A 16,655-nucleotide genomic window follows, 5' to 3' on the forward strand; every position below is an offset into this window, starting at 1 on the left:
CCGGGCATAAAAAAACCGCCTCCTGAGGCGGTTCTATTGAATTTGGTTTTACTTCTTAGGCTGTGGCACGAGCGCCGAAATCGACTCGTCCAAAATCATGAATCTACCCGCCCCCCTCACCTTCATGTCTGACCAGAAAGATCCAGAAACTGTATTCAAATCGATTACTTTACCGGTGTCTGCTGGCCATCTTGACATGCCCCCCTGATCCCTAGGGCCGAGCTGAGAAGAGATAAATTTACTTACAGTGTCAGCCTGGGACTTGTTCGATGCCTCGATGAACAGCGCATAGAACATATCCTGGTAGAAGCACATCCTTGCCGACTTCGCTGCCACGCCATGAACCTTTCCGTCGACTGCCTTCGCCTCTCTGCATGAAATGCTCGGCGATGAATCTACGGTTCTGAAATCTGTCGGAAGCGCCGCAGCGGAAGCACCGAATTCAAGCCCCACAAAGGAGAATGAAGGCCTTTTCACTCTCTGGAACGCAGGCTCATCAATCTCGAATTTGAACTGACTATTAACGCCTGACGTGAGTGGTATTTCTATGAAGACTTCACGAACCAAACCTACCGAACCAGCAAAGGCAGAGCTCTTTGTCGGAATCAAAGAGGTGCCCGCAGCATCCACACCGAAGGACTGAGACTGCACATCGCCTGGCCCGAAACGCACATCGAAATCACATATCCGCTCGGGGCATTCAACCTTCCCACCGCTCAGCTGAAAGACCACAGCATGCACATTTTCACCTTTGTCCATGACATGCATGACCAATTGGGTGCCGGCATCATCAGTAGACTTAGCGCGCGTAGCGGCCACTTCTGTTGATGTGCCTCTCATCTCATCTCGCTGAGTGGATCTTTCCCAAGGGCTGGCCAAGGCTACGGTTGAAAACAAACACGAAAATAGCGCGATTCTCGCAACAGATCCCATTCTGATGATGCCTCCCGATTTTTTGCCAATCTACCATCATCAGAAAGGAGCACCAAAACGGGCTGTACGAATGCCCAGTAACGCCGCACCGCTCACCGATAGTAGCCTCTCGCCTTCACGCAACGGATACCCCCAGTCCTTTGCCTGCAAGCCCAAGGACTGGGATTGCGCCAATTTGGCGCGTTTATGACCTGGAGGTCGGCATGAGCAGCTTTGAGGGAGCCCTGATTACCCATAGGGGCGTCACGTTTGCCGTCGTTATCGTAAAGCACCACTACACGTCTTCATCTAGCGCAGCGCAGCCGGTCCGCGAATCGTTCCAGCCGCACTTTCCAGGAGTGCCCGTTGTTCTGGCGTCACAAGATTCGCGGGGAACCTTCCGGTATCACGGTCGGCAAGATCTGGCCAAACTCCTTGCAGGACTTCACCCTTCGCAGATTCCGTGGCGCAAATACCACACGTAACTGAGATCATTTCGGACTCGGCTCCCGCAGGCGTGAATGTGCTCATTTTTGCTCCTGCGGGACGTCCCGCGCTGTGGTTAATCTTCATCACCAGCCAGGCAGGCTGCATCCAGCGCGAACATCACATCGTCGACTTCCTCCCTGGCCAAAGGCGATGGGTGTGACTCCAGCCAATCGGATATCTCCCGGGCCGCTAGTGGCAGAGGGAAAACTCCAGCCATGCTGGAGGCGAACCGACGCCCGCGGCAGATATTACGGAATAGGTTCAGCAGGTAGGCCGTGATAGGGTCGTTCGGCGGCTCGTCGGGCACTTGAAGCTTCAGCCTTTGGTAGACCGTGCGCCTTTTTTCCGAGTCGCCGCCCCATTCGCGCTCCCACTCGAAGCGGTTGACTGCTTTCCCACTGTCTCGGCCCGCTCTTGAGCGGTATCAGTCGCGGCCGCAGCGCCTGCACGCAGGACAAACACGAAGAACTCGATGTTGGTCTCAAGCAGCTCGGCAGCCACCGCAGGGCTGTATTTGATCGGGTCACCCTGGGCGTCCAGCACGCCGGACCAGTCCTTCACGATGAAGTGGCTCAGCAGCATGGCGTGGTTCTGGTGCTCGGTCAGTTCGCCGGCCACCACTCCGACCTGGCCCTCTTCGAACCGAGCGTCATTCCGCGCGATCCGGCGGCGCATGCGCTCCAGGCCCACCTGGTATTCGGCATTGTCGATGCCAGCCAGCAGGATCTTGGTGTCCTTATCGAACTCAACCCAGCGCTCGCCAACGGCGGGCTGGTTTTTTGCGGTCAGTTGCAAAGCCATGGTTGTTCCTCAACGCCACGCCAATAAAAGGGCCGCCCCAGCCGGCGTGAGCGCCGGGGAAGCCAAAGGTGATGCAGGGTTAGGCGGTAACCGTAATCGCCGCCGTGCCGGTCTTTGTGGGGGCGGAGACGCTGGTTGCGGTAATGGTCGCGGAACCAGCGGAGACGCCCGTGACCAAACCGGAAGCACTGACAGTCGCCACACTCGGCGCCGAGCTGGACCATGTGACGTTCTGCGCAGCTTCAGCCGGCAAGGCTGACGCCGACAACTGGCGGGTAGCTGCCACCGCCACGGAAGCCGTCGAAGGGGTCACCGACACGCTGACCACCGGCACGAACGAAACGCGGGTAATGGTCGGGCTGAGCTTGGCCACGGTGTAGTTGAGTGTCACTTCGATCAGGTCGCGCTTCCCACCGTTCGGCAGCTCGCCGTCAACCTCGACGGCCGGGAAGTTGAAGGTGTACTTGTTGCCCAAGCTGTCGGTGATGGGGAACACCACCGCAATCGGCGCGCGGGTGAAGGTGTTCTTCCAGATTTCCCAGGCCCGCTTGGACCAGGCCAGGGTGATGCTGCCGGTGATCGCGGCCTCGGTAGCGATGTGCGCACCAGGGCCCAGGCGGTCAGACCCAAGGCAGCGCTGCGTCTGCAGGCTGTTGTCCAGGCTCACGGTCATCGCCGACACGCAAGCCACGCCCTCCAGCGACTGGCCATTGACCAGGATCGTGCCGACGTTATTGTTCGACAGGAATGGCGTGGTGGTCGGAGCATTCGGCGAGACGACGATCGAGGTTTCGTTATCCTCGTAGTCCAGGCACGCCATGTTGAAGGTGGCGGTGATCTTTCCGTCGGACGGGATGTCGAGGGCGAAGGTAGAGACATGCGCGCCCTTGAACACGCCGTAGACGCCAACGTCTTCGTAGCCCTTGGCGATGCTGAAGGTCCGGCGGGTATCGCCTACGGACAGCACGTCGCTGGTCCAGGTGCCGTAGAAAGCAGCCTCCAGCAGCTGATCGAAAGAGCCGAACGAGAGCTCTGCCGTCAGGTCGCCGCCGATATCGATGCTGGTGGCCACCGAGCCCTGGCTTAGCCGGGTATCGGTGATCTCGTCGCTGGCCTGGGTGTTTACGGTAGGGGTCAGTGCGTTGCCGGTCAGGCGCAGCGTATCCCAGGTGCCGGCCGGGGTAACGCCGGGCGTCACCTCGGCGATGATGTGACTTACAACTTTAGCGCCCGAACTCATCGGAGCCTCCTTAGATCGTATTGATCCGGGGAGGCGTGGCGATCAGAGGGGCCGTTCGGCGTGTCTGGTCAGCGTGCCCGGTGAATTGGGGTCAGTACTGGAATGGGTCGTGAATGCGGATGATGGTAGGTATAGGGTCGCCAAGCGCCCACAAAACCCGCTCACCTTCTTCAAGCTCTGGCTCTTCTCGCGGAATGCTCATGCCGACTCCACCGTGGCGATAGGTCTCATCGCGCACCAGACAGCCTTCTCGCTCTACGATCCGGCCATCAATTCGAACCTTCATCGCACTTCTCCTTCGCGGCAAGCCAGCGCTCCCACGCCGCAAGCGCGCCCTTCGCAGCGCGGATCAAGCTGCGGTGCAGCTCTTTTGTAATTTCGCTCATATCGATCTCTCAGCCGGCGCGGAACCGGATGTTGACGTTGATCTGGTAGAAGCCTTCGAACTCGCCTGCATCGACCTGGGTGGCTTCCATGCACTCAAGCTGGCCAGTCATCCAGTACGCAAAGTGCGCTTCCAGCTCGCCGGCCAGCAGGTTGAGTGCTTTCAATCCCGTCCTGGCCCGGGCGAAGCACTGGATGCTGATCTGCCCAGGCTTGCGGGTATGTGGGCGGTCTGCCATACCGGCCATAAAGGCCGTGGCGTACTGCAGATTCAGGCGACACCAAAGCCCGGTCGCCGGCGGCTTGAACAGGCCGGATGTGTCGATGTTTTCCGGCGGATACGGCGCATTCGGGTAGAAGATGCGCTTCTGCTCGATACCACCGAACGACGCCATGCGCCCAACGATGGCCTCGCGAATTTCCTCGAAGGTCATTTGTAGGCCTCGCTTACTCCAATGAAGGCCAGGCCATACACCCCGCTTGGAGCCTGGGTGGAATGCCCATTCTCCAGCGCCTCGGCGTACGGGAGGTTCGTCTGGATGTAGATCACCGGAAAGCGGCCAGCGGACTGGATCACGCTGGTGCCCTCTGAAATGGTCGAAAACCCTTCTGCGTCGACGCGCTCGGTGACGGTGAAGTCCGGCGCGCCAACGGAGACAATGTGGCTCCCGCGAAACCTGCCGCCCACATAGCCCTGACCGGCGGCTTTCGCATCCACGAAGAAGTTCTCTTTGCGCTCGCGCTGGGTGAGTTTCTTGAACTTCTTGCCGGGGTTGCTGGCGTTTCGCGCATCGACGTTTGCGTCGTAGGCATCAGCCAGCGCTACGTTCCTTGCGGTCAGCTTGATGTTGGCCTGCCATAGGCCTGGGTTGCCTACCGGCGACTTCAGCACCACCTCCTCCAGCATCTTCTGGGCGATCACTCGGGCCATCTGACTGATGTCAGCTTCCGCCTGGTCCACAAACTCTGTCAGGCTGGTGCTCCAGCCATTGGTAGCCATCAGACCTCCCTGAGCTGGATCTCGTAGTGGGCACCGGCGGGATCGGTTTGCACGTTGATCACGTCGAAGCCATTGATCTGGTGGCCGACCTGCGGAACGCCGGTGGTCTCGTTGGTGAGAGCAATGAGCAATTGATCCGTGGCTTTGATACTCATGCCGTCGATCAGCGCGATCTTGAAGGAGTCGAACACCCCGCGGCCTGAGTAGCTGATCACCACTGGGTCGCCACCGGTCTCGGTGACTGGATCCCAGGTGCCGGGTAGCGTTATGCCGCCAGTGAACGGCTGCACCGCGTCTGCCAGGTCGGTATCGAAGGCCTCGGCCATATCGGCCTGTATCTCTTCTCGCAGCCCCATGACTACCCCCTTTTTACGGCGAAGGCGAACGGGTTGCTACGCCAGGGTGTCAGCAGCGCCAGGGCCAGTTGCACGCAGGAAGGCTGCGCGGCGGCACTGGTGCGGTCGATAGAGCCGTAGGTCTTGCTGGTCGAGACCGAGCCAGCCTTGACCGTCTTGGCTTCAAGTGAGCCCTCGGTCTGCTGCTGGTATAGCTTGCCCTGTGAGGCACACTTGGACAGGCGGGCGCCGGCCTGCTTCACGTCGTCGGGGATGTCGTCCGTGTCGATGCCCGCCAGGTTGAGCGCGGTCAGGCAGGCATTCGCCTCGAAGACCGCCTCCGCCTTGGCCTCGTCAGGTGCCCAGGCTGGCCCGAGGATGCTATCCACGTCGGCCACAGTGATGTAGGTAGCCATCAGGCCTCCGCTTGAATGAGTGGGGCCGCGGCCCCGATTTTACTGCTGGCCGAGTTCGGCAACCTGTCTCTGCAGCGACTCTTTCGAGGCGTTGGCGCGGTAGGTAACGCCCGCCTTATCCAGGACTGCCTTCAGCGCCTCGATCTCAGGGTCGACAGTTGCAGCCTTGAGTGCCTCGACCTGCTTCAGCAGGTCAGCCTTCTCTTGCTCCAGGTCGGTTACCTTCTGAGCTTCACCGTCGCGCTCGCGCTGCAGGCTGGCGATTCCGGCATTGACCGCCTCCAGCACTTGGAACAGGCGGCCTGCGGTTTCGCCCAGCTCGCCCTCTGGGCGCTCCAGGCTTTGCTCAGCGAACGACTCGACGATCACACCAATGGCGGCCAGCTCGGTCGTCAATTGGTCGACCACGTCTTGGCTCAGCCCGCCAGGCTCGACAATCACAACCGCGGCCTTCAGCTCGGGGCGAATGGTCACCGCTGGCACGTCCTTGGTCTCACCCTTGCGGTTGGTAGCGGCGTTGGCGTCGACGATTACCAGGCCATGCTCTCTGGCCAAGGCCTTCACATCTTCCTGGTACTGGTGGAACGGGCCGGCCAGGTACCAGATGTTGTTGTTGCTCATGCTCACGTCCTCAGCGGGCCAGACCATAGGCCCAGCCCACTATAAGGGTTACTTGGAGGCGTCACCGATCAAAGCAACGCCAGCGGTGTGCTTGATGCTGGTGGCGGTCTTGTCCCAGTTGGTGCCGGTGGCCAGTTCGGCATCGGTCGGGGACTTGCCGCCGGCGGTTACATCCCAGGTGTAGCCCTTGAGGCCCAGGCCGAAGGTGTAGTCGGTCTGCAGCGTGGTTTCGATCCGCTCTTTGCCGTTGTTGGTCTGAACGTTGCTGATGATGTCGCGACCGTCGTGCACCAGAGCCGCACCCTGGACCAGAGACAGGATGATTTCCTTGTCTGGGGTGCCGTCCTGCATCAGCGCCGGCGCGTCAGTCACAACCGAGACCTTGCCCAGGATATCGATCACGCGGACGTTGCCGGCCTGGAACAGTTGCTGCTGGTTGGCCAGATTCTGACCGACCAGCTTGTGGTAGGTGGTGCCCTGCATCACCTGGGTGACCAGGTTCTGGCTTGCATCACCGAACTTCGCATGAGCGTTGTTCAGGCCGGCGTAGGTGATGCCGGCGGTGGCCGACACGTCGTTGACGGCGGCAGCCTGGGCAGTGATCGCGGCGACCAGGGCGGCGATTGCGGTGTTCAGCTGGTCCTTCAGCAGGATTTCAGCGAACGCGCGGGACGCAACCTCGATACCTTGAGCGGTCGGGCGCTCCAGCCAGGTCATCTGCGACGGCTCGTAGCGGATCGGGCCGAAGCCGCCAGCCACTTTGACCGAGGTATTTTTCAGCTCAGTCAAGTCGGTGATCGGCGCAGTGCCGTTGGCGGCGTAGCGATCCACGCGGCGCTGGGCGGCAGCCAGGGTCTGGAAGAACGACTCCTGCAGGAAGTCGCCGGTGAAGCCGTCCGGAGACAGCACGATGGCGCCGCGGCTGGCGGCGTTGAACGCAACGAGCATCTGATCCAGCGTCTCGATGGTCGCCGGCATGATGTATTCGTTGAAAACCTGCATTTGCGACAGGGACATGGGTGTATTTCCTTATTTCAATGGAAGGTCTGGGAACCGGCTGGCCAGTGCCGCCGTGCGCTCCTCTTTGGTGCCGCCGATGTTGCCCTTTGCGGCCCCGCCGCCTTTTTGGTGTCCGCCGGCCCCGCCGCCAGATGCCTTGCTGCCAGCGATCAGCGGGCCGAAGGCCGGATCGTTGGTGAATTCTGCTTTCAGCTCGTCCAGCGTTGCCGCCGAGAGCTTGCCGGCCGCGTCCAGCACGACAACGGTGGGTTTACCGTCGCGCTGCTCGACGCTCAGCCGGCGTTCGATGTGGGGAAGCAATGCCTTGGCGCTGCCTGGGATGGCCAGCGTGGTCGCGATCTCCGTAGCGGTGCGGCCCACGGTCAGATCCCGGATCTGGCCTTGCAGGGTGGCGCGCTCGCTTTCGAGGGTGCTGGTCAGCTCGGCCTCGCGACGGCTGAACTTCTCGGACCAGGACTTTTCGAGCTCTTCGACGTTGCCCGACTTGCGCAGCGCTTCTTCGCGCTCCAGGCGGGCCTGCTCTTCGGCGTCCTTGCGGGCCTTGTCGGCTGCCTTCTTCTCGTCCAGCAGTTCCTGAACCTTCGACTTCAAGCCGGTAACATCTTCAGGCTGCGGAAGCCCCTCGATGCCGAGAACGAACTTGCCGTCCTTCTCGACGTACAGGGCCTGGATGGATTCGTCGACGCCTTCGAGGCTGTCCAGTTGGAATTTCAAGGTCATTGCTGTCTCCCAGAGACGTTGAGCAGGCCCTGCCTGCGGATACAAAAAAGCCCCGGCTCAGCCAGGGCTTGGGGATTTCGCGCCACGAAATGACAGTGCAGTGTTTTGTGGCGCGGATCAGTTCATGCCGGCTCGCTCGAAGGCCATCGGCTCGCGCTCGCGCAGCTCTTTGAGGGTCAAGGTCTTGCCGTCATCGTCAACGAACCTGTCGATGGACAGCTCGCCCTTGCTGAACAGCTTGTATCGCTCAGGCCCGAGCACGTCCGACTGGAACGCCGCGGGCTGCCTGGCCAGCCACTCGCTATAGCTGGTCTTGCTGCTCACCTGCTCAACGCCATCAGGCCCGACTGAGGGCCGGGTTGAGCCGGGAATCTCACGGGCGAACTCGTCTTTCAGCACTGGGATGATCGTGGTCCGACACCGCCAGTGATACGGCGGCTTCGGCCCATCCAGTGGGATGACCGTCTGGTCGATGCTCATGCAGAACATCGTGGTTCGGCTGTCCAGGGTGGCAACCCGGCGCATCCCCTTAAGGATGTCGTCGTTATCCTTGAGCACCTCCACGCGCGCTGTGCTGGCGATATGGTTGGTCATGGTGTTGACCAGGGCCTGAGCCTGATCGCGCTGCTGGACGCCCAGGGAGGTCAACCGGCGGCTGATCTGCCCGGAGGTCTCGCCCAGCGCCGACCCCATGCGAATCTCGCTGATGATCTCGGCGCTCTTCTTGGTGCCGTACTGGTCAAGCGCGCCGTTGATGCTGATGCGCTGCCGGCCCTTGCCGACTTCCAGGTCGAGCGGATCAGCAAGCGCCGCGGCTGCCACCTGAGCAACCGACGGCCTGTGCAGCTGGACCACGGCCTTCACAACCTTGCCCAGCAGGTTCATGTTGAACTCGGCTTCGTAACCGCCGAACTCGGTCAGGTCCAGCACCGCCTGCTGCTTCATGTCGCCATAGATCGTCGCCAGATCACCCTGCAGCTCTTGGATCTGCCGCTCGTACCGCTGGGTGCCATACCGGCTCAATCCCTCCGATACGCGCGATTTGGCGGTACCAATGGCCTTGGTGATGAACTTGGCCAGGCGCTTGAGGCTTCCGCCGGCGTAGCGCTGCACATGCACCTGGTGGCGAGTCGCTGCGTCGGACAGATAGCCGTCACTGCTCATCGCCGCCATCTCCGGTGTCGTTGCCGGTCACCGGCGGCTGCTGGGCGATCTCTTCGTCGATCTTCTCGTCGCTGCGGTCTGCCTCGAGCACACCGCCCTGGCGCAGGTTGGTGCGCAAGTCGGACTTAGCGATCAGGCCCTGCTGCCACAGCTGGACCTGGGCCAGGATGTCCTGGGCGGTCATCGTCTCGTCGAAGAACGATTGGTTGAGCCAGAAGACCGTGCCGTCATCATCGGGCTCGCCGATCATGAAGCGCTCAGCGTCGAGAATGGCCCGCTTCAGGGCCTCGGAAACGTTGCCGGCGATGGTGCCCAGCACGCTGTTGTCCGAGCTGTAGCGGATGCGCACCGCCTCGGCCGTCTCCGCGCCACCCGCCTTCTGGACGATGCGGGCGCCGATCATGAGCATCTGCTCTTCCTTGTCCTTCAGCAGAGTGCGAGCCAGCTGGCTTTCCGTCGCCTGGACAAGGGTGGCGGTACCAGATTTGCCGAGGTTGTAGCCCCGCGTCGAGCCGATATGCATGCCGTTCGGGTTCACCTTGGCGAACTCGTCGGCCGTGATATCGGTCGTGATGAACAGCGTCGGTTGGCTGCTGATGAACCCGCTCTCCTCCACCGTGGCGCTGTTGCCGTAATGCAGGATGTTCACGTCGGCCAGATCCTCAAGCGGTGACCGGTCGACGCTGGCGTCGTTGTTCTGGGCGCCGTAGAAGCTGAACAGAATGTGATCGAAGGGTCGGCCGTTCTTGTCGAGCGGCGCGACCTCACTGTAGTTGTTGCCGTCTTCGGCGTAGACGCGCTGGACGTAGCGGCCATCAACCAGCAACAGCACGCGATATTGGGTGCTCGTTGTGCGCTCCAGGCTGTCCGGGCTGAACACGGACACGCACTCCAGCAGGCAGACATAGACCAGGCGCTTCACGCCATCAACAACCTGCTCATCCCAGTCGATGATCGACTCGGCGCCGTAGTGGTGAATCAGCGCGCTACGGCCCTGCATGTCAGCCATCGAGGACACACCCTCAACCGCCGGGAAGTCCACTAGGAACCCGCCCCGACCAGCGTCCAGGCATTCGCCCACGGCATCCTTGGAAAGCTGCTCGAGGCTCGTGCCGTCGCCGCTGGCGTTTTCCTTCAGGTACTCGACGCCGGTGGGCAGCTGCAGCTCAGCAGTCTTGCGGAACACCGCACCCAGCAGGCCGGTGCGTGTGCGCCCGGTGATGTTCAGGAACATCGCCCGCTTCTTGTACTGCTTGTACCGAGCCTGGTTCTCGGGAGATTTGTTCTCGGGATCAGGCATCGGCAGGTAGATATCGTGCTTGCGCACCTCTCGGGCGCCCGCCACGCAGCGCTTGACCAGCTGCCAGCCGGGCAAGGCTTCCGAGTACTCTGCCCGGGGACTGAAATTCGGCATGGGTGGCCTCAGAAAGTGAACGAGATCGGCACGTGAGTGACCGGCCTGCTGATCGGATAGTCGTGGTGGATGAAGTAGCCGCCCGCATCGTTCGCGTGGTCGACGCCAGATTTCTTGTCAGGCTCGCCGTTGGGCGCCCACACCTGCTGCTCTAGGCCGTCCGCGTAAGTCGGGCAGCGCAGCGGGTTGACCAGGTATCGGCGCTCGCCATTCGCGTTGCAGAACATCGCGTTCATGGCGTTGATGCGGTCTTTCACTGGCGGGTTGGCGTCGGGCGCAATCACGCTGAAGCCGGCCTGGCGCAGGATGGCAATGTCAGTCTCGCTGGCGTTCACCGACTTTCGCGAACCACCGGAGGCGTCCGGGTAGATCCTGATCTCGCAGGTCTTCTCGTACGTGTTGCCGTTGTGCCGCCAGTACCGCTCCTTGATGCGCCGGATCATGTCCGGGGTGTCGAAGCCGTCGATCAACTCATCCACTGCCCTGGGCTTACCGTCAGGCCGTTTGACGTGCGTGATCGCCGCCATCTTGCCGACGTTGAAGTCCATGCCTATGAACAACGGCTCGCCCGCCTCGACCGTGTCGAAGCAGGAGTTCAGCTTGCGGTCGTAGGCGTGGTAGATCGAGCCGGCGTTGAGGTTGACGAACTGGCCGTTCAGGTAAGCCAGGATCAGCTGGGCCGGGTACGACTCCATCAGCGATGGGATGTAGTCCGGCGGCAGATTCAGCTCGTTATCGAACGTGCTGGCCTGCACCAGGCCGTACATACCCTGTAGGGCAGGCTTCTCGCGTAGTTGCTTCACGAACTGCTGGTAGACGAACTTGAACCCTTCAGGGGTGGTGGTTACGTCAACGCCGTTCTTCAGCCCTGGCACGTTGTAGCGCATCCGGGCAATGATCTTGCGCCAGGCATGTTCGGCCTTCAGCGCGGGCAGAACATCGAGTTCATCGACCAGGGCGTGCCCGATCTTGAAGCCCACGATGGTCTGCGGCTTCTCCATCGAGCGGCATATGGTCGTGCTACGGTACTGGCCGCCGCTGTAGAACTCGACCTCTTTGTCGCTTTCCTTCGTCTTGACCTTCAGGCCCCAGTCGAAAGCGACCTCCTCAATGGTCGGGAAGAAGATATCGCGGATCTGCGGGTAAGTCGGGGCGAAGTAGCCGGAATCGATTCGGGGCCACTCCCAGACGTGCTTGCACAGTGCCGCACAACCTACCCAGGTCTTGCCAGAGCCAAACCCGGCCACGAACCCCCGGAATTTGTTTTCCATCCGCAGAAAGTTGGCCTGAGGCACGTTAAGTGACGGCATCCGGCTTCCTCGCATCCACCACGTCTACCTGCACCCGGGTGGGCGGCACGTTGTCGTGGGGATTCTCGTTCTTGGTCTGGCGGTTCACGTAAACGTCGCCAACTTCCTTGGCTGCCTGCTCCAGCAACTGGGCAGTCAGGGCCATGTTCTTCATGCTCTCGGCCTTCTCGGCCATCCTTCCCAGCGTGCGGAGACGGAAAGCGCGGTTGGCTATAGGGATCTCGGATGTCTCTTCACGGAACCGCTTGCGCGTGTCGTCGAACAGGGTCCGCCAGCGCTTGGCCAGATCTCGGCCTGCGCTCTTGGTCGGGTCATGCGATTCGCACTGCTGGCGGCTCACCTCGATGCCGAATTCTTCTCGGACAGAGGCCGCCACCTGTGCGGGGGTATCGAAACAGGCCAGGGCCTGAACGATAAAGGCTTTCACCTCGTTGCTCAGGGCCGCCATAGGTTCAATTCCGTCTTAGGTCTGTCAAAGGTCAGGCAGACTTGAGCAGACAGGTTCCGCAGGCCCTCGAAATGTTGATCTTGGCCACCTCAGGCGGCCGGCTTGCAGCGTCAATCAGCTGCTGTACGTCTTCACTGGCGCCGTAGCGGCGGACCACGCCGACGAACTCCTCCACATCGTGTGAGCGGATCGTCAGGCTCGGCAGACCGTCCTGGGTGAACTTGGGCGCACCGTACTGATCGAGCTTCTGGGCTACGTGGTAAAGCTCGTGTTCGATGAGGGCGCAGAACTCGGTGTCGGAGCACTGGGAGCAGTAATCAGCAGCCAGGGTGATGACGAAACCCGGCACCTCACCGAACCAGTCGATCATCTGTTGCTCTTGTCGAGCCTTCTGCCAGCCACCAGCGCGGAACATCACAGCCTCGGCCTGGCCTACTACGGTTCGCCCTTGCTTCTCGAAGCAGGCAGACGCCCACAGGAAGCGAAGCGGAGCATCAATCAGGTGGGCGTGGTCAGGGTTATGCAGCTCACCATCCGCACTGAGGATCGCAGCCTGCACCCACTCGCCTACCTCAGGCGCTGGCTGAAGCCTGGTGCCGAGCATCGATAGCTCGGTCAGCTCAAGAAGATCAGTCGGAGGAACTGGCCTTTCCATGCTGGTCAATCCCCATAGTCCGAACCTTCCCGCCGGTGTAGATGTCACGCTTCATCGCGGCACGAACCGCCTCTTCTGCGCTTGCACCCATATCCATTGCAGCCAGGGCGAATGCGGAGCCGCTGCCAATCGCATCAGGGTTGGCCGGATCGAGTTCCTGCCGCCAGACGCCCGTCTTGTCGTCATGGCCGACCATCAGCAGCTTGCCGCCGTCGATGGCGTAGCCTGAGCACTCCACAGGAACTGCCGATGGAGTACCGAAGTAGGCGGCGATCAGTGCCTTCTCATCGCATACGGCGCCAGCGAGGAAGAAACTGACCCCATCAACAACCTGGCACTTCGGAGCATCATCAGAAACGATTGCTCCGCCCCGGGTTTGGCGAGAGTCGTAGGCGATCACTCCGTCCTTGTAGGCGATGGTGGTCATAGCTTCTCTCAGGCGAAAGGGTCGGCAGGCTTGGCGATCGAGCGAACGAACCACATGAAGCCCTGTTGCAGGTTGGTCTTGGCCAAGGCTAGGGTGCGCTGGTCCACGCCTTTGATCTGGCCGATCTGCTTGAACAGCTCACCGGCGTCGGCCTCCAGGGCTTTGATCGAGTTCATGCCGTCGATCTCGCTCTGGGTGAGGTCGCGGTAGCCGGTGATCTTTTTGTGCTGGTTGTCCATGGGGACTCCCTCGGTGATTGACGCGCCACGAAACGGCGCACCTTGAATTTGTGGCGCGGGTCAGCCGAACACATGGCCGCGCCGGGCCCAGGCATAGGCGACCACACCCGCGTGAAGCATCGCGCCGAAGGGGTTTACCCAGTGCCCCTGCAGGGCGGTGACGAATGCGCCGAATCCGCCGATGGCCACCAGGTAGAAGGCGATGCTCAGTAAGGGCTGGTCAGCCGGGCGAACCTTGCGCAGGTAGTCACAGGCGGCAACCACCACCAGAACGCACAGAAACACGTCCAGGGCGGTCAGCGCTGAAACCAGGATGCTGTTCATGTCAGGCACCTCGCGCCGCGACGAACGACCCCATGGCAGCCTTGATTGCCGGGATGATGTTCATAGCCGTAAGGCCCAGCACGAAGGCCACGCCGCACAGCAGGTCATCAGTCACCGCAAGCTCAAGCTTGGGGGCAAGCCAGGCAGTGACAGGCTGGGTCAGGTAAACCGAGAATCCAAAGCCAGTTGCAACAGCAGTCGCTGCCTGGAAGCGGGTCAGGTCCTTCAGGAAGCCAAGCGAAAGAATCGAGCCGATGAATGCAGCCATCACCACCCCGTACTTGCCCAGCACTACGCTCGCGGCGGCGCTTGTTGGCTCGGCCATAGGTGGTGCTCCATGTGAAAAAGAAACCCGCTCAAGGCGGGTAAGGTGCAGCAGGATTAGCGGGAGTTCAGCATACCGCCTGGTCGCAGCTCTTCGCGGATGACTTGGCGGACTGCATCAGCTGGATCGGTGATCTTTAACGTCAAGGGGTCAATGAGACTGCAGAAGCTCAGGCCAGTCATCACTTCCCGACCGCTGTTCAAAGTTTCAGTCTTGATGGTGTATCCGGTAGCGAGCTTGCTGGCATCGACTACAGCCTGGCTGATGAAGACTTGACCGCTATCCACGATGAAGGGCTCCCCCAGATCACCGAGTCGGATGAGGTCGGCGCCATCATGGGTGATGGTAAGCACGCCGTCCTTCAGGCTGATCCTGCTGCCCGCGACCATTGCTCTATTCCGTCGCGCCTCAACCTCCTCAGCAGTCTCTAGACGGCTGTAGGTCAGCGTGGTGCGGATGTCCGAACCATCGCGGTCAAACGAGATGTCTTCGGTCGAGAGCTCAGCACTGTCTCGATGCTCGGGCGGTATCTTCGCCAGCTCGGCGCCAATGAATGCATGGTATTCAACACCGCTTGCGGGGAGCTCAGACAGCGACCACTCACCAGCGGTTACGGTAATCGACTGCGGGCTGTAGGACAGGCCGCCGACCGAGAGCCGAGCGCTATTGAGCTCGACGTTTCCTGGGCTGATTTTCCAGCCGGATACCCCTGGTAGGTAGTCGTGACTCTGCATGTGCTGATCTCCAGAAGCGAAAAAGCCCCGGAGCATGCCGAGGCAGAAAGATAACCCCAGACACACAAAACGATTTACACGTTATGCGCCTAGAGGTATAATTACCCCATCAACCACACAAGGAGACGGAGGTGCAAAGCAGGCAGTTGATAAAGGAGCTTGAAGCGGCTGGATGGGTTCTAAAGCGAGTTACTGGAAGCCACCACATCTTCAGGCACCCCAACAACCCAAACTCGATACCAGTGCCTCACCCAAAGAAAGACCTACCGATAGGCACGGTAAAGAGCATCAAGGAACGAGCCGGGTTGAAGTAACCCGGCTTCACCCTTTGCACCTTCGCAGGAGACGACAATGCAATATCCAATCTGTATCGAGTGGGGCGACGAAAACACCGCCATCGGCATTCAGGTGCCGGACATTCCAGGCGCTGTAACCGCAGGCGACACCTTCGAGGAGGCTTATACCGCCGCAGTCGAGGTCGCGCACATCATGCTCGAGGAGATCGCTTCGAATGGCCAGGCCATTCCCATGCCGACCACTGCCGCAACGCACCGGAGCAATCCAGACTTCGCGGATATGGGCTGGGGCATGATTGAGATCGACATTACGCCGTACCTGGGCAAGACCGAGAAGGTCAACGTGACCCTGCCTGGCTTTGTCATCCAGCGGATCGATCGGTACGTGCGCGATCACAATGTCAAAAGCCGTTCGTCTTTCCTCGCCGATGCTGCAATGGAAAAGCTTGGCAAGTAAGCAGAAACAAAAAACCCGGCTCAATGGCCGGGTTCTTTTTGCGATCTTCGCCAAAGGCGAAATTATCACGATGGGGAAACTATGCCACCAGCCGAGCGGGAACGCAATAGGCCCTCAAGCGGCACTCTTCATTTCGTAGATTGCAGCTGCCACTGGTCCCAGCGCCATCTTGTCGACGTCCTCGCAGCACTCGAATGCAAGGCGCACGTAACCACCCCATTCACGGTCCCAGCGCACTGAGTCCAGCTTCACACCGTAGTGGGCATCCAACCAAGCCCGAAACCCCTCCGGCGACGCCAGCGGATCGTCATTGGCCGACTGACCGCCTTGGTGCATGTACCGGTACCGGGTCATTACGCCCTTCACCACATACTCGAGCTTTTCGCGCTTGGCGGCGGTCATGCGCGGCGATTTGCTCTGCACCAGGTTGAAGACCACCTCTTCGGCTGTCTCCCGGGTGTCGTCGTCCAGGCGCGGGTTGTACATGAAGTTGCCGAAGGCACGGACCTGGCTATGCAGCTTGCCGATCGCCGACTGCACCCGCCCTGCCAGCGCCTGGTGCACTGCATGGCTCGCGCTGCGCTGCTTGTCAGTGGTCTGCACCATGGCGCCCAGCAGGCCCAGTTGCTCGATGAACGCGCCTTGGCTGTCCCAGGCCGTGTACAGGCAGTCATGCCATGCTTGGCGTGCACTATTCAGCTTCATTTGGTCACCTTCCCAGGTAGACTTGTATATCCAGTTAGGTGGCTAGAGAGGAAACTTTGACTCATTACATCCTTTGGTTCGTTATTTGTTCGGACTACAAATCGACGTGCTCTACCCCTCGCCCTGTTCAGGCTATTTTCCAATCGGAAGCTGGGTGTCAGAGGGAGGCACAAAGCTGGCAGGGAGGCTCTATTGAAGGTGCTGGCAGAATTATCTACA

24 protein-coding genes are annotated in these 16,655 nt (G+C 60.6%); 2 read left to right on the top strand and 22 right to left on the bottom strand.

Annotated features, from left to right (window positions below; all coding sequences use genetic code 11):
• Positions 1-48: 48 nt before the first annotated feature.
• The 21 genes from LOY34_RS17015 to LOY34_RS17120 form a co-directional block, all read right to left on the bottom strand.
• Positions 49-759 carry a hypothetical protein gene (locus LOY34_RS17015; RefSeq protein WP_258663649.1) on the bottom strand — a complete coding sequence of 237 codons (711 nt, stop codon included), beginning with the start codon at positions 757-759 and terminating at the stop codon, positions 49-51.
• 957 nt (positions 760-1,716) lie between these two features.
• On the bottom strand, positions 1,717-2,202 hold the full coding sequence (locus LOY34_RS17025) for a hypothetical protein (protein WP_258663651.1): 486 nt from the start codon (positions 2,200-2,202) through the stop codon (positions 1,717-1,719).
• A gap of 79 nt (positions 2,203-2,281) precedes the next feature.
• Positions 2,282-3,442 carry a phage tail tube protein gene (locus LOY34_RS17030; protein WP_258663653.1) on the bottom strand — a complete coding sequence of 387 codons (1,161 nt, stop codon included), beginning with the start codon at positions 3,440-3,442 and terminating at the stop codon, positions 2,282-2,284.
• Between the two features lie 91 nt (positions 3,443-3,533).
• Positions 3,534-3,728, bottom strand: coding sequence for a hypothetical protein (locus tag LOY34_RS17035; protein WP_258663655.1), 195 nt, complete (start codon positions 3,726-3,728; stop codon positions 3,534-3,536).
• A gap of 109 nt (positions 3,729-3,837) precedes the next feature.
• Positions 3,838-4,260, bottom strand: a complete 423-nt coding sequence (locus tag LOY34_RS17040; RefSeq protein ID WP_258663657.1) for a DUF4128 domain-containing protein — start codon at positions 4,258-4,260, stop codon at positions 3,838-3,840.
• Positions 4,257-4,826, bottom strand: a complete 570-nt coding sequence (locus LOY34_RS17045; protein ID WP_258663658.1) for an HK97 gp10 family phage protein — start codon at positions 4,824-4,826, stop codon at positions 4,257-4,259. Before LOY34_RS17045 ends, LOY34_RS17040 begins: the two co-directional genes overlap by 4 nt.
• Positions 4,826-5,182: a hypothetical protein gene (locus tag LOY34_RS17050; protein ID WP_258663660.1), complete on the bottom strand. Its 357-nt coding sequence runs from the start codon at positions 5,180-5,182 to the stop codon at positions 4,826-4,828. The genes LOY34_RS17045 and LOY34_RS17050 overlap by 1 nt, the downstream gene beginning before the upstream one ends.
• A gap of 2 nt (positions 5,183-5,184) precedes the next feature.
• Positions 5,185-5,577: a protein singed gene (locus LOY34_RS17055; RefSeq protein WP_258663663.1), complete on the bottom strand. Its 393-nt coding sequence runs from the start codon at positions 5,575-5,577 to the stop codon at positions 5,185-5,187.
• Between the two features lie 39 nt (positions 5,578-5,616).
• Positions 5,617-6,198: a hypothetical protein gene (locus tag LOY34_RS17060; protein WP_258663665.1), complete on the bottom strand. Its 582-nt coding sequence runs from the start codon at positions 6,196-6,198 to the stop codon at positions 5,617-5,619.
• A 48-nt stretch (positions 6,199-6,246) separates the two neighbouring features.
• The gene (locus LOY34_RS17065) at positions 6,247-7,215 is read right to left on the bottom strand and encodes a major capsid protein (RefSeq protein WP_033697011.1); all 969 of its coding nucleotides are present in this window, start codon (positions 7,213-7,215) and stop codon (positions 6,247-6,249) included.
• Between the two features lie 12 nt (positions 7,216-7,227).
• Positions 7,228-7,938, bottom strand: a complete 711-nt coding sequence (locus LOY34_RS17070) for a hypothetical protein (protein WP_258663668.1) — start codon at positions 7,936-7,938, stop codon at positions 7,228-7,230.
• A gap of 117 nt (positions 7,939-8,055) precedes the next feature.
• Positions 8,056-9,102: a phage head morphogenesis protein gene (locus LOY34_RS17075; RefSeq protein WP_258663670.1), complete on the bottom strand. Its 1,047-nt coding sequence runs from the start codon at positions 9,100-9,102 to the stop codon at positions 8,056-8,058.
• Positions 9,092-10,516, bottom strand: coding sequence for a DUF4055 domain-containing protein (locus tag LOY34_RS17080; protein ID WP_258663672.1), 1,425 nt, complete (start codon positions 10,514-10,516; stop codon positions 9,092-9,094). Before LOY34_RS17080 ends, LOY34_RS17075 begins: the two co-directional genes overlap by 11 nt.
• A gap of 8 nt (positions 10,517-10,524) precedes the next feature.
• A complete protein-coding gene (locus tag LOY34_RS17085; RefSeq protein ID WP_258663674.1) occupies positions 10,525-11,826 on the bottom strand; it encodes a terminase large subunit in 1,302 nt (433 codons plus the stop codon).
• A complete protein-coding gene (locus tag LOY34_RS17090) occupies positions 11,813-12,274 on the bottom strand; it encodes a DUF2280 domain-containing protein (RefSeq protein WP_258663676.1) in 462 nt (153 codons plus the stop codon). The genes LOY34_RS17085 and LOY34_RS17090 overlap by 14 nt, the downstream gene beginning before the upstream one ends.
• 31 nt (positions 12,275-12,305) lie before the next feature.
• Positions 12,306-12,929, bottom strand: coding sequence for a putative metallopeptidase (locus LOY34_RS17095; RefSeq protein ID WP_258663678.1), 624 nt, complete (start codon positions 12,927-12,929; stop codon positions 12,306-12,308).
• Positions 12,904-13,356 carry a proteasome subunit beta gene (locus LOY34_RS17100; RefSeq protein WP_258663680.1) on the bottom strand — a complete coding sequence of 151 codons (453 nt, stop codon included), beginning with the start codon at positions 13,354-13,356 and terminating at the stop codon, positions 12,904-12,906. Before LOY34_RS17100 ends, LOY34_RS17095 begins: the two co-directional genes overlap by 26 nt.
• Before the next feature lie 8 nt (positions 13,357-13,364).
• The gene (locus LOY34_RS17105; protein ID WP_258663681.1) at positions 13,365-13,595 is read right to left on the bottom strand and encodes a hypothetical protein; all 231 of its coding nucleotides are present in this window, start codon (positions 13,593-13,595) and stop codon (positions 13,365-13,367) included.
• A gap of 60 nt (positions 13,596-13,655) precedes the next feature.
• Positions 13,656-13,919, bottom strand: coding sequence for a hypothetical protein (locus tag LOY34_RS17110; RefSeq protein WP_258593561.1), 264 nt, complete (start codon positions 13,917-13,919; stop codon positions 13,656-13,658).
• Between the two features lies 1 nt (position 13,920).
• Positions 13,921-14,244 (bottom strand): peptidase M48, Ste24p, encoded by a 324-nt coding sequence (locus LOY34_RS17115; RefSeq protein WP_258593563.1) that lies wholly within the window; start codon positions 14,242-14,244, stop codon positions 13,921-13,923.
• Positions 14,245-14,300: 56 nt separating this feature from the next.
• Positions 14,301-14,978 (bottom strand): hypothetical protein, encoded by a 678-nt coding sequence (locus LOY34_RS17120; RefSeq protein WP_045194466.1) that lies wholly within the window; start codon positions 14,976-14,978, stop codon positions 14,301-14,303.
• 131 nt (positions 14,979-15,109) lie between these two features.
• On the opposite strand from LOY34_RS17120, the gene LOY34_RS17125 reads away from it, so the two are divergent.
• Together LOY34_RS17125 and LOY34_RS17130 are read left to right on the top strand one after the other, a co-directional pair.
• Positions 15,110-15,292: a type II toxin-antitoxin system HicA family toxin gene (locus LOY34_RS17125; RefSeq protein ID WP_258663684.1), complete on the top strand. Its 183-nt coding sequence runs from the start codon at positions 15,110-15,112 to the stop codon at positions 15,290-15,292.
• Between the two features lie 37 nt (positions 15,293-15,329).
• Positions 15,330-15,731, top strand: a complete 402-nt coding sequence (locus LOY34_RS17130; protein ID WP_258663685.1) for a type II toxin-antitoxin system HicB family antitoxin — start codon at positions 15,330-15,332, stop codon at positions 15,729-15,731.
• Between the two features lie 114 nt (positions 15,732-15,845).
• On the opposite strand, the gene LOY34_RS17135 is transcribed toward LOY34_RS17130, so the two are convergent.
• A complete protein-coding gene (locus LOY34_RS17135) occupies positions 15,846-16,436 on the bottom strand; it encodes a hypothetical protein (RefSeq protein WP_258663687.1) in 591 nt (196 codons plus the stop codon).
• Positions 16,437-16,655: the final 219 nt, after the last annotated feature.

The sequence above is a fragment of the Pseudomonas sp. B21-009 genome, from assembly GCF_024749345.1.
Taxonomy (GTDB): domain Bacteria; phylum Pseudomonadota; class Gammaproteobacteria; order Pseudomonadales; family Pseudomonadaceae; genus Aquipseudomonas.

Bases quoted from the DNA above. Each gene is read 5' to 3' on its own strand.
- LOY34_RS17065 (WP_033697011.1), bottom strand. From the start codon at position 7,215: ATGTCCCTGTCGCAAATGCAGGTTTTCAACGAATACATCATGCCGGCG.
- LOY34_RS17080 (WP_258663672.1), bottom strand. From the start codon at position 10,516: ATGCCGAATTTCAGTCCCCGGGCAGAGTACTCGGAAGCCTTGCCCGGC.
- LOY34_RS17130 (WP_258663685.1), top strand. From the start codon at position 15,330: ATGCAATATCCAATCTGTATCGAGTGGGGCGACGAAAACACCGCCATC.
- LOY34_RS17055 (WP_258663663.1), bottom strand. From the start codon at position 5,577: ATGGCTACCTACATCACTGTGGCCGACGTGGATAGCATCCTCGGGCCA.
- LOY34_RS17120 (WP_045194466.1), bottom strand. From the start codon at position 14,978: ATGCAGAGTCACGACTACCTACCAGGGGTATCCGGCTGGAAAATCAGC.
- LOY34_RS17085 (WP_258663674.1), bottom strand. From the start codon at position 11,826: ATGCCGTCACTTAACGTGCCTCAGGCCAACTTTCTGCGGATGGAAAAC.
- LOY34_RS17050 (WP_258663660.1), bottom strand. From the start codon at position 5,182: ATGGGGCTGCGAGAAGAGATACAGGCCGATATGGCCGAGGCCTTCGAT.
- LOY34_RS17070 (WP_258663668.1), bottom strand. From the start codon at position 7,938: ATGACCTTGAAATTCCAACTGGACAGCCTCGAAGGCGTCGACGAATCC.
- LOY34_RS17075 (WP_258663670.1), bottom strand. From the start codon at position 9,102: ATGAGCAGTGACGGCTATCTGTCCGACGCAGCGACTCGCCACCAGGTG.
- LOY34_RS17110 (WP_258593561.1), bottom strand. From the start codon at position 13,919: ATGAACAGCATCCTGGTTTCAGCGCTGACCGCCCTGGACGTGTTTCTG.
- LOY34_RS17045 (WP_258663658.1), bottom strand. From the start codon at position 4,826: ATGGCTACCAATGGCTGGAGCACCAGCCTGACAGAGTTTGTGGACCAG.
- LOY34_RS17015 (WP_258663649.1), bottom strand. From the start codon at position 759: ATGGACAAAGGTGAAAATGTGCATGCTGTGGTCTTTCAGCTGAGCGGT.
- LOY34_RS17100 (WP_258663680.1), bottom strand. From the start codon at position 13,356: ATGACCACCATCGCCTACAAGGACGGAGTGATCGCCTACGACTCTCGC.
- LOY34_RS17105 (WP_258663681.1), bottom strand. From the start codon at position 13,595: ATGGACAACCAGCACAAAAAGATCACCGGCTACCGCGACCTCACCCAG.
- LOY34_RS17060 (WP_258663665.1), bottom strand. From the start codon at position 6,198: ATGAGCAACAACAACATCTGGTACCTGGCCGGCCCGTTCCACCAGTAC.
- LOY34_RS17095 (WP_258663678.1), bottom strand. From the start codon at position 12,929: ATGGAAAGGCCAGTTCCTCCGACTGATCTTCTTGAGCTGACCGAGCTA.
- LOY34_RS17135 (WP_258663687.1), bottom strand. From the start codon at position 16,436: ATGAAGCTGAATAGTGCACGCCAAGCATGGCATGACTGCCTGTACACG.
- LOY34_RS17090 (WP_258663676.1), bottom strand. From the start codon at position 12,274: ATGGCGGCCCTGAGCAACGAGGTGAAAGCCTTTATCGTTCAGGCCCTG.
- LOY34_RS17035 (WP_258663655.1), bottom strand. From the start codon at position 3,728: ATGAAGGTTCGAATTGATGGCCGGATCGTAGAGCGAGAAGGCTGTCTG.
- LOY34_RS17030 (WP_258663653.1), bottom strand. From the start codon at position 3,442: ATGAGTTCGGGCGCTAAAGTTGTAAGTCACATCATCGCCGAGGTGACG.
- LOY34_RS17040 (WP_258663657.1), bottom strand. From the start codon at position 4,260: ATGACCTTCGAGGAAATTCGCGAGGCCATCGTTGGGCGCATGGCGTCG.
- LOY34_RS17115 (WP_258593563.1), bottom strand. From the start codon at position 14,244: ATGGCCGAGCCAACAAGCGCCGCCGCGAGCGTAGTGCTGGGCAAGTAC.
- LOY34_RS17025 (WP_258663651.1), bottom strand. From the start codon at position 2,202: ATGGCTTTGCAACTGACCGCAAAAAACCAGCCCGCCGTTGGCGAGCGC.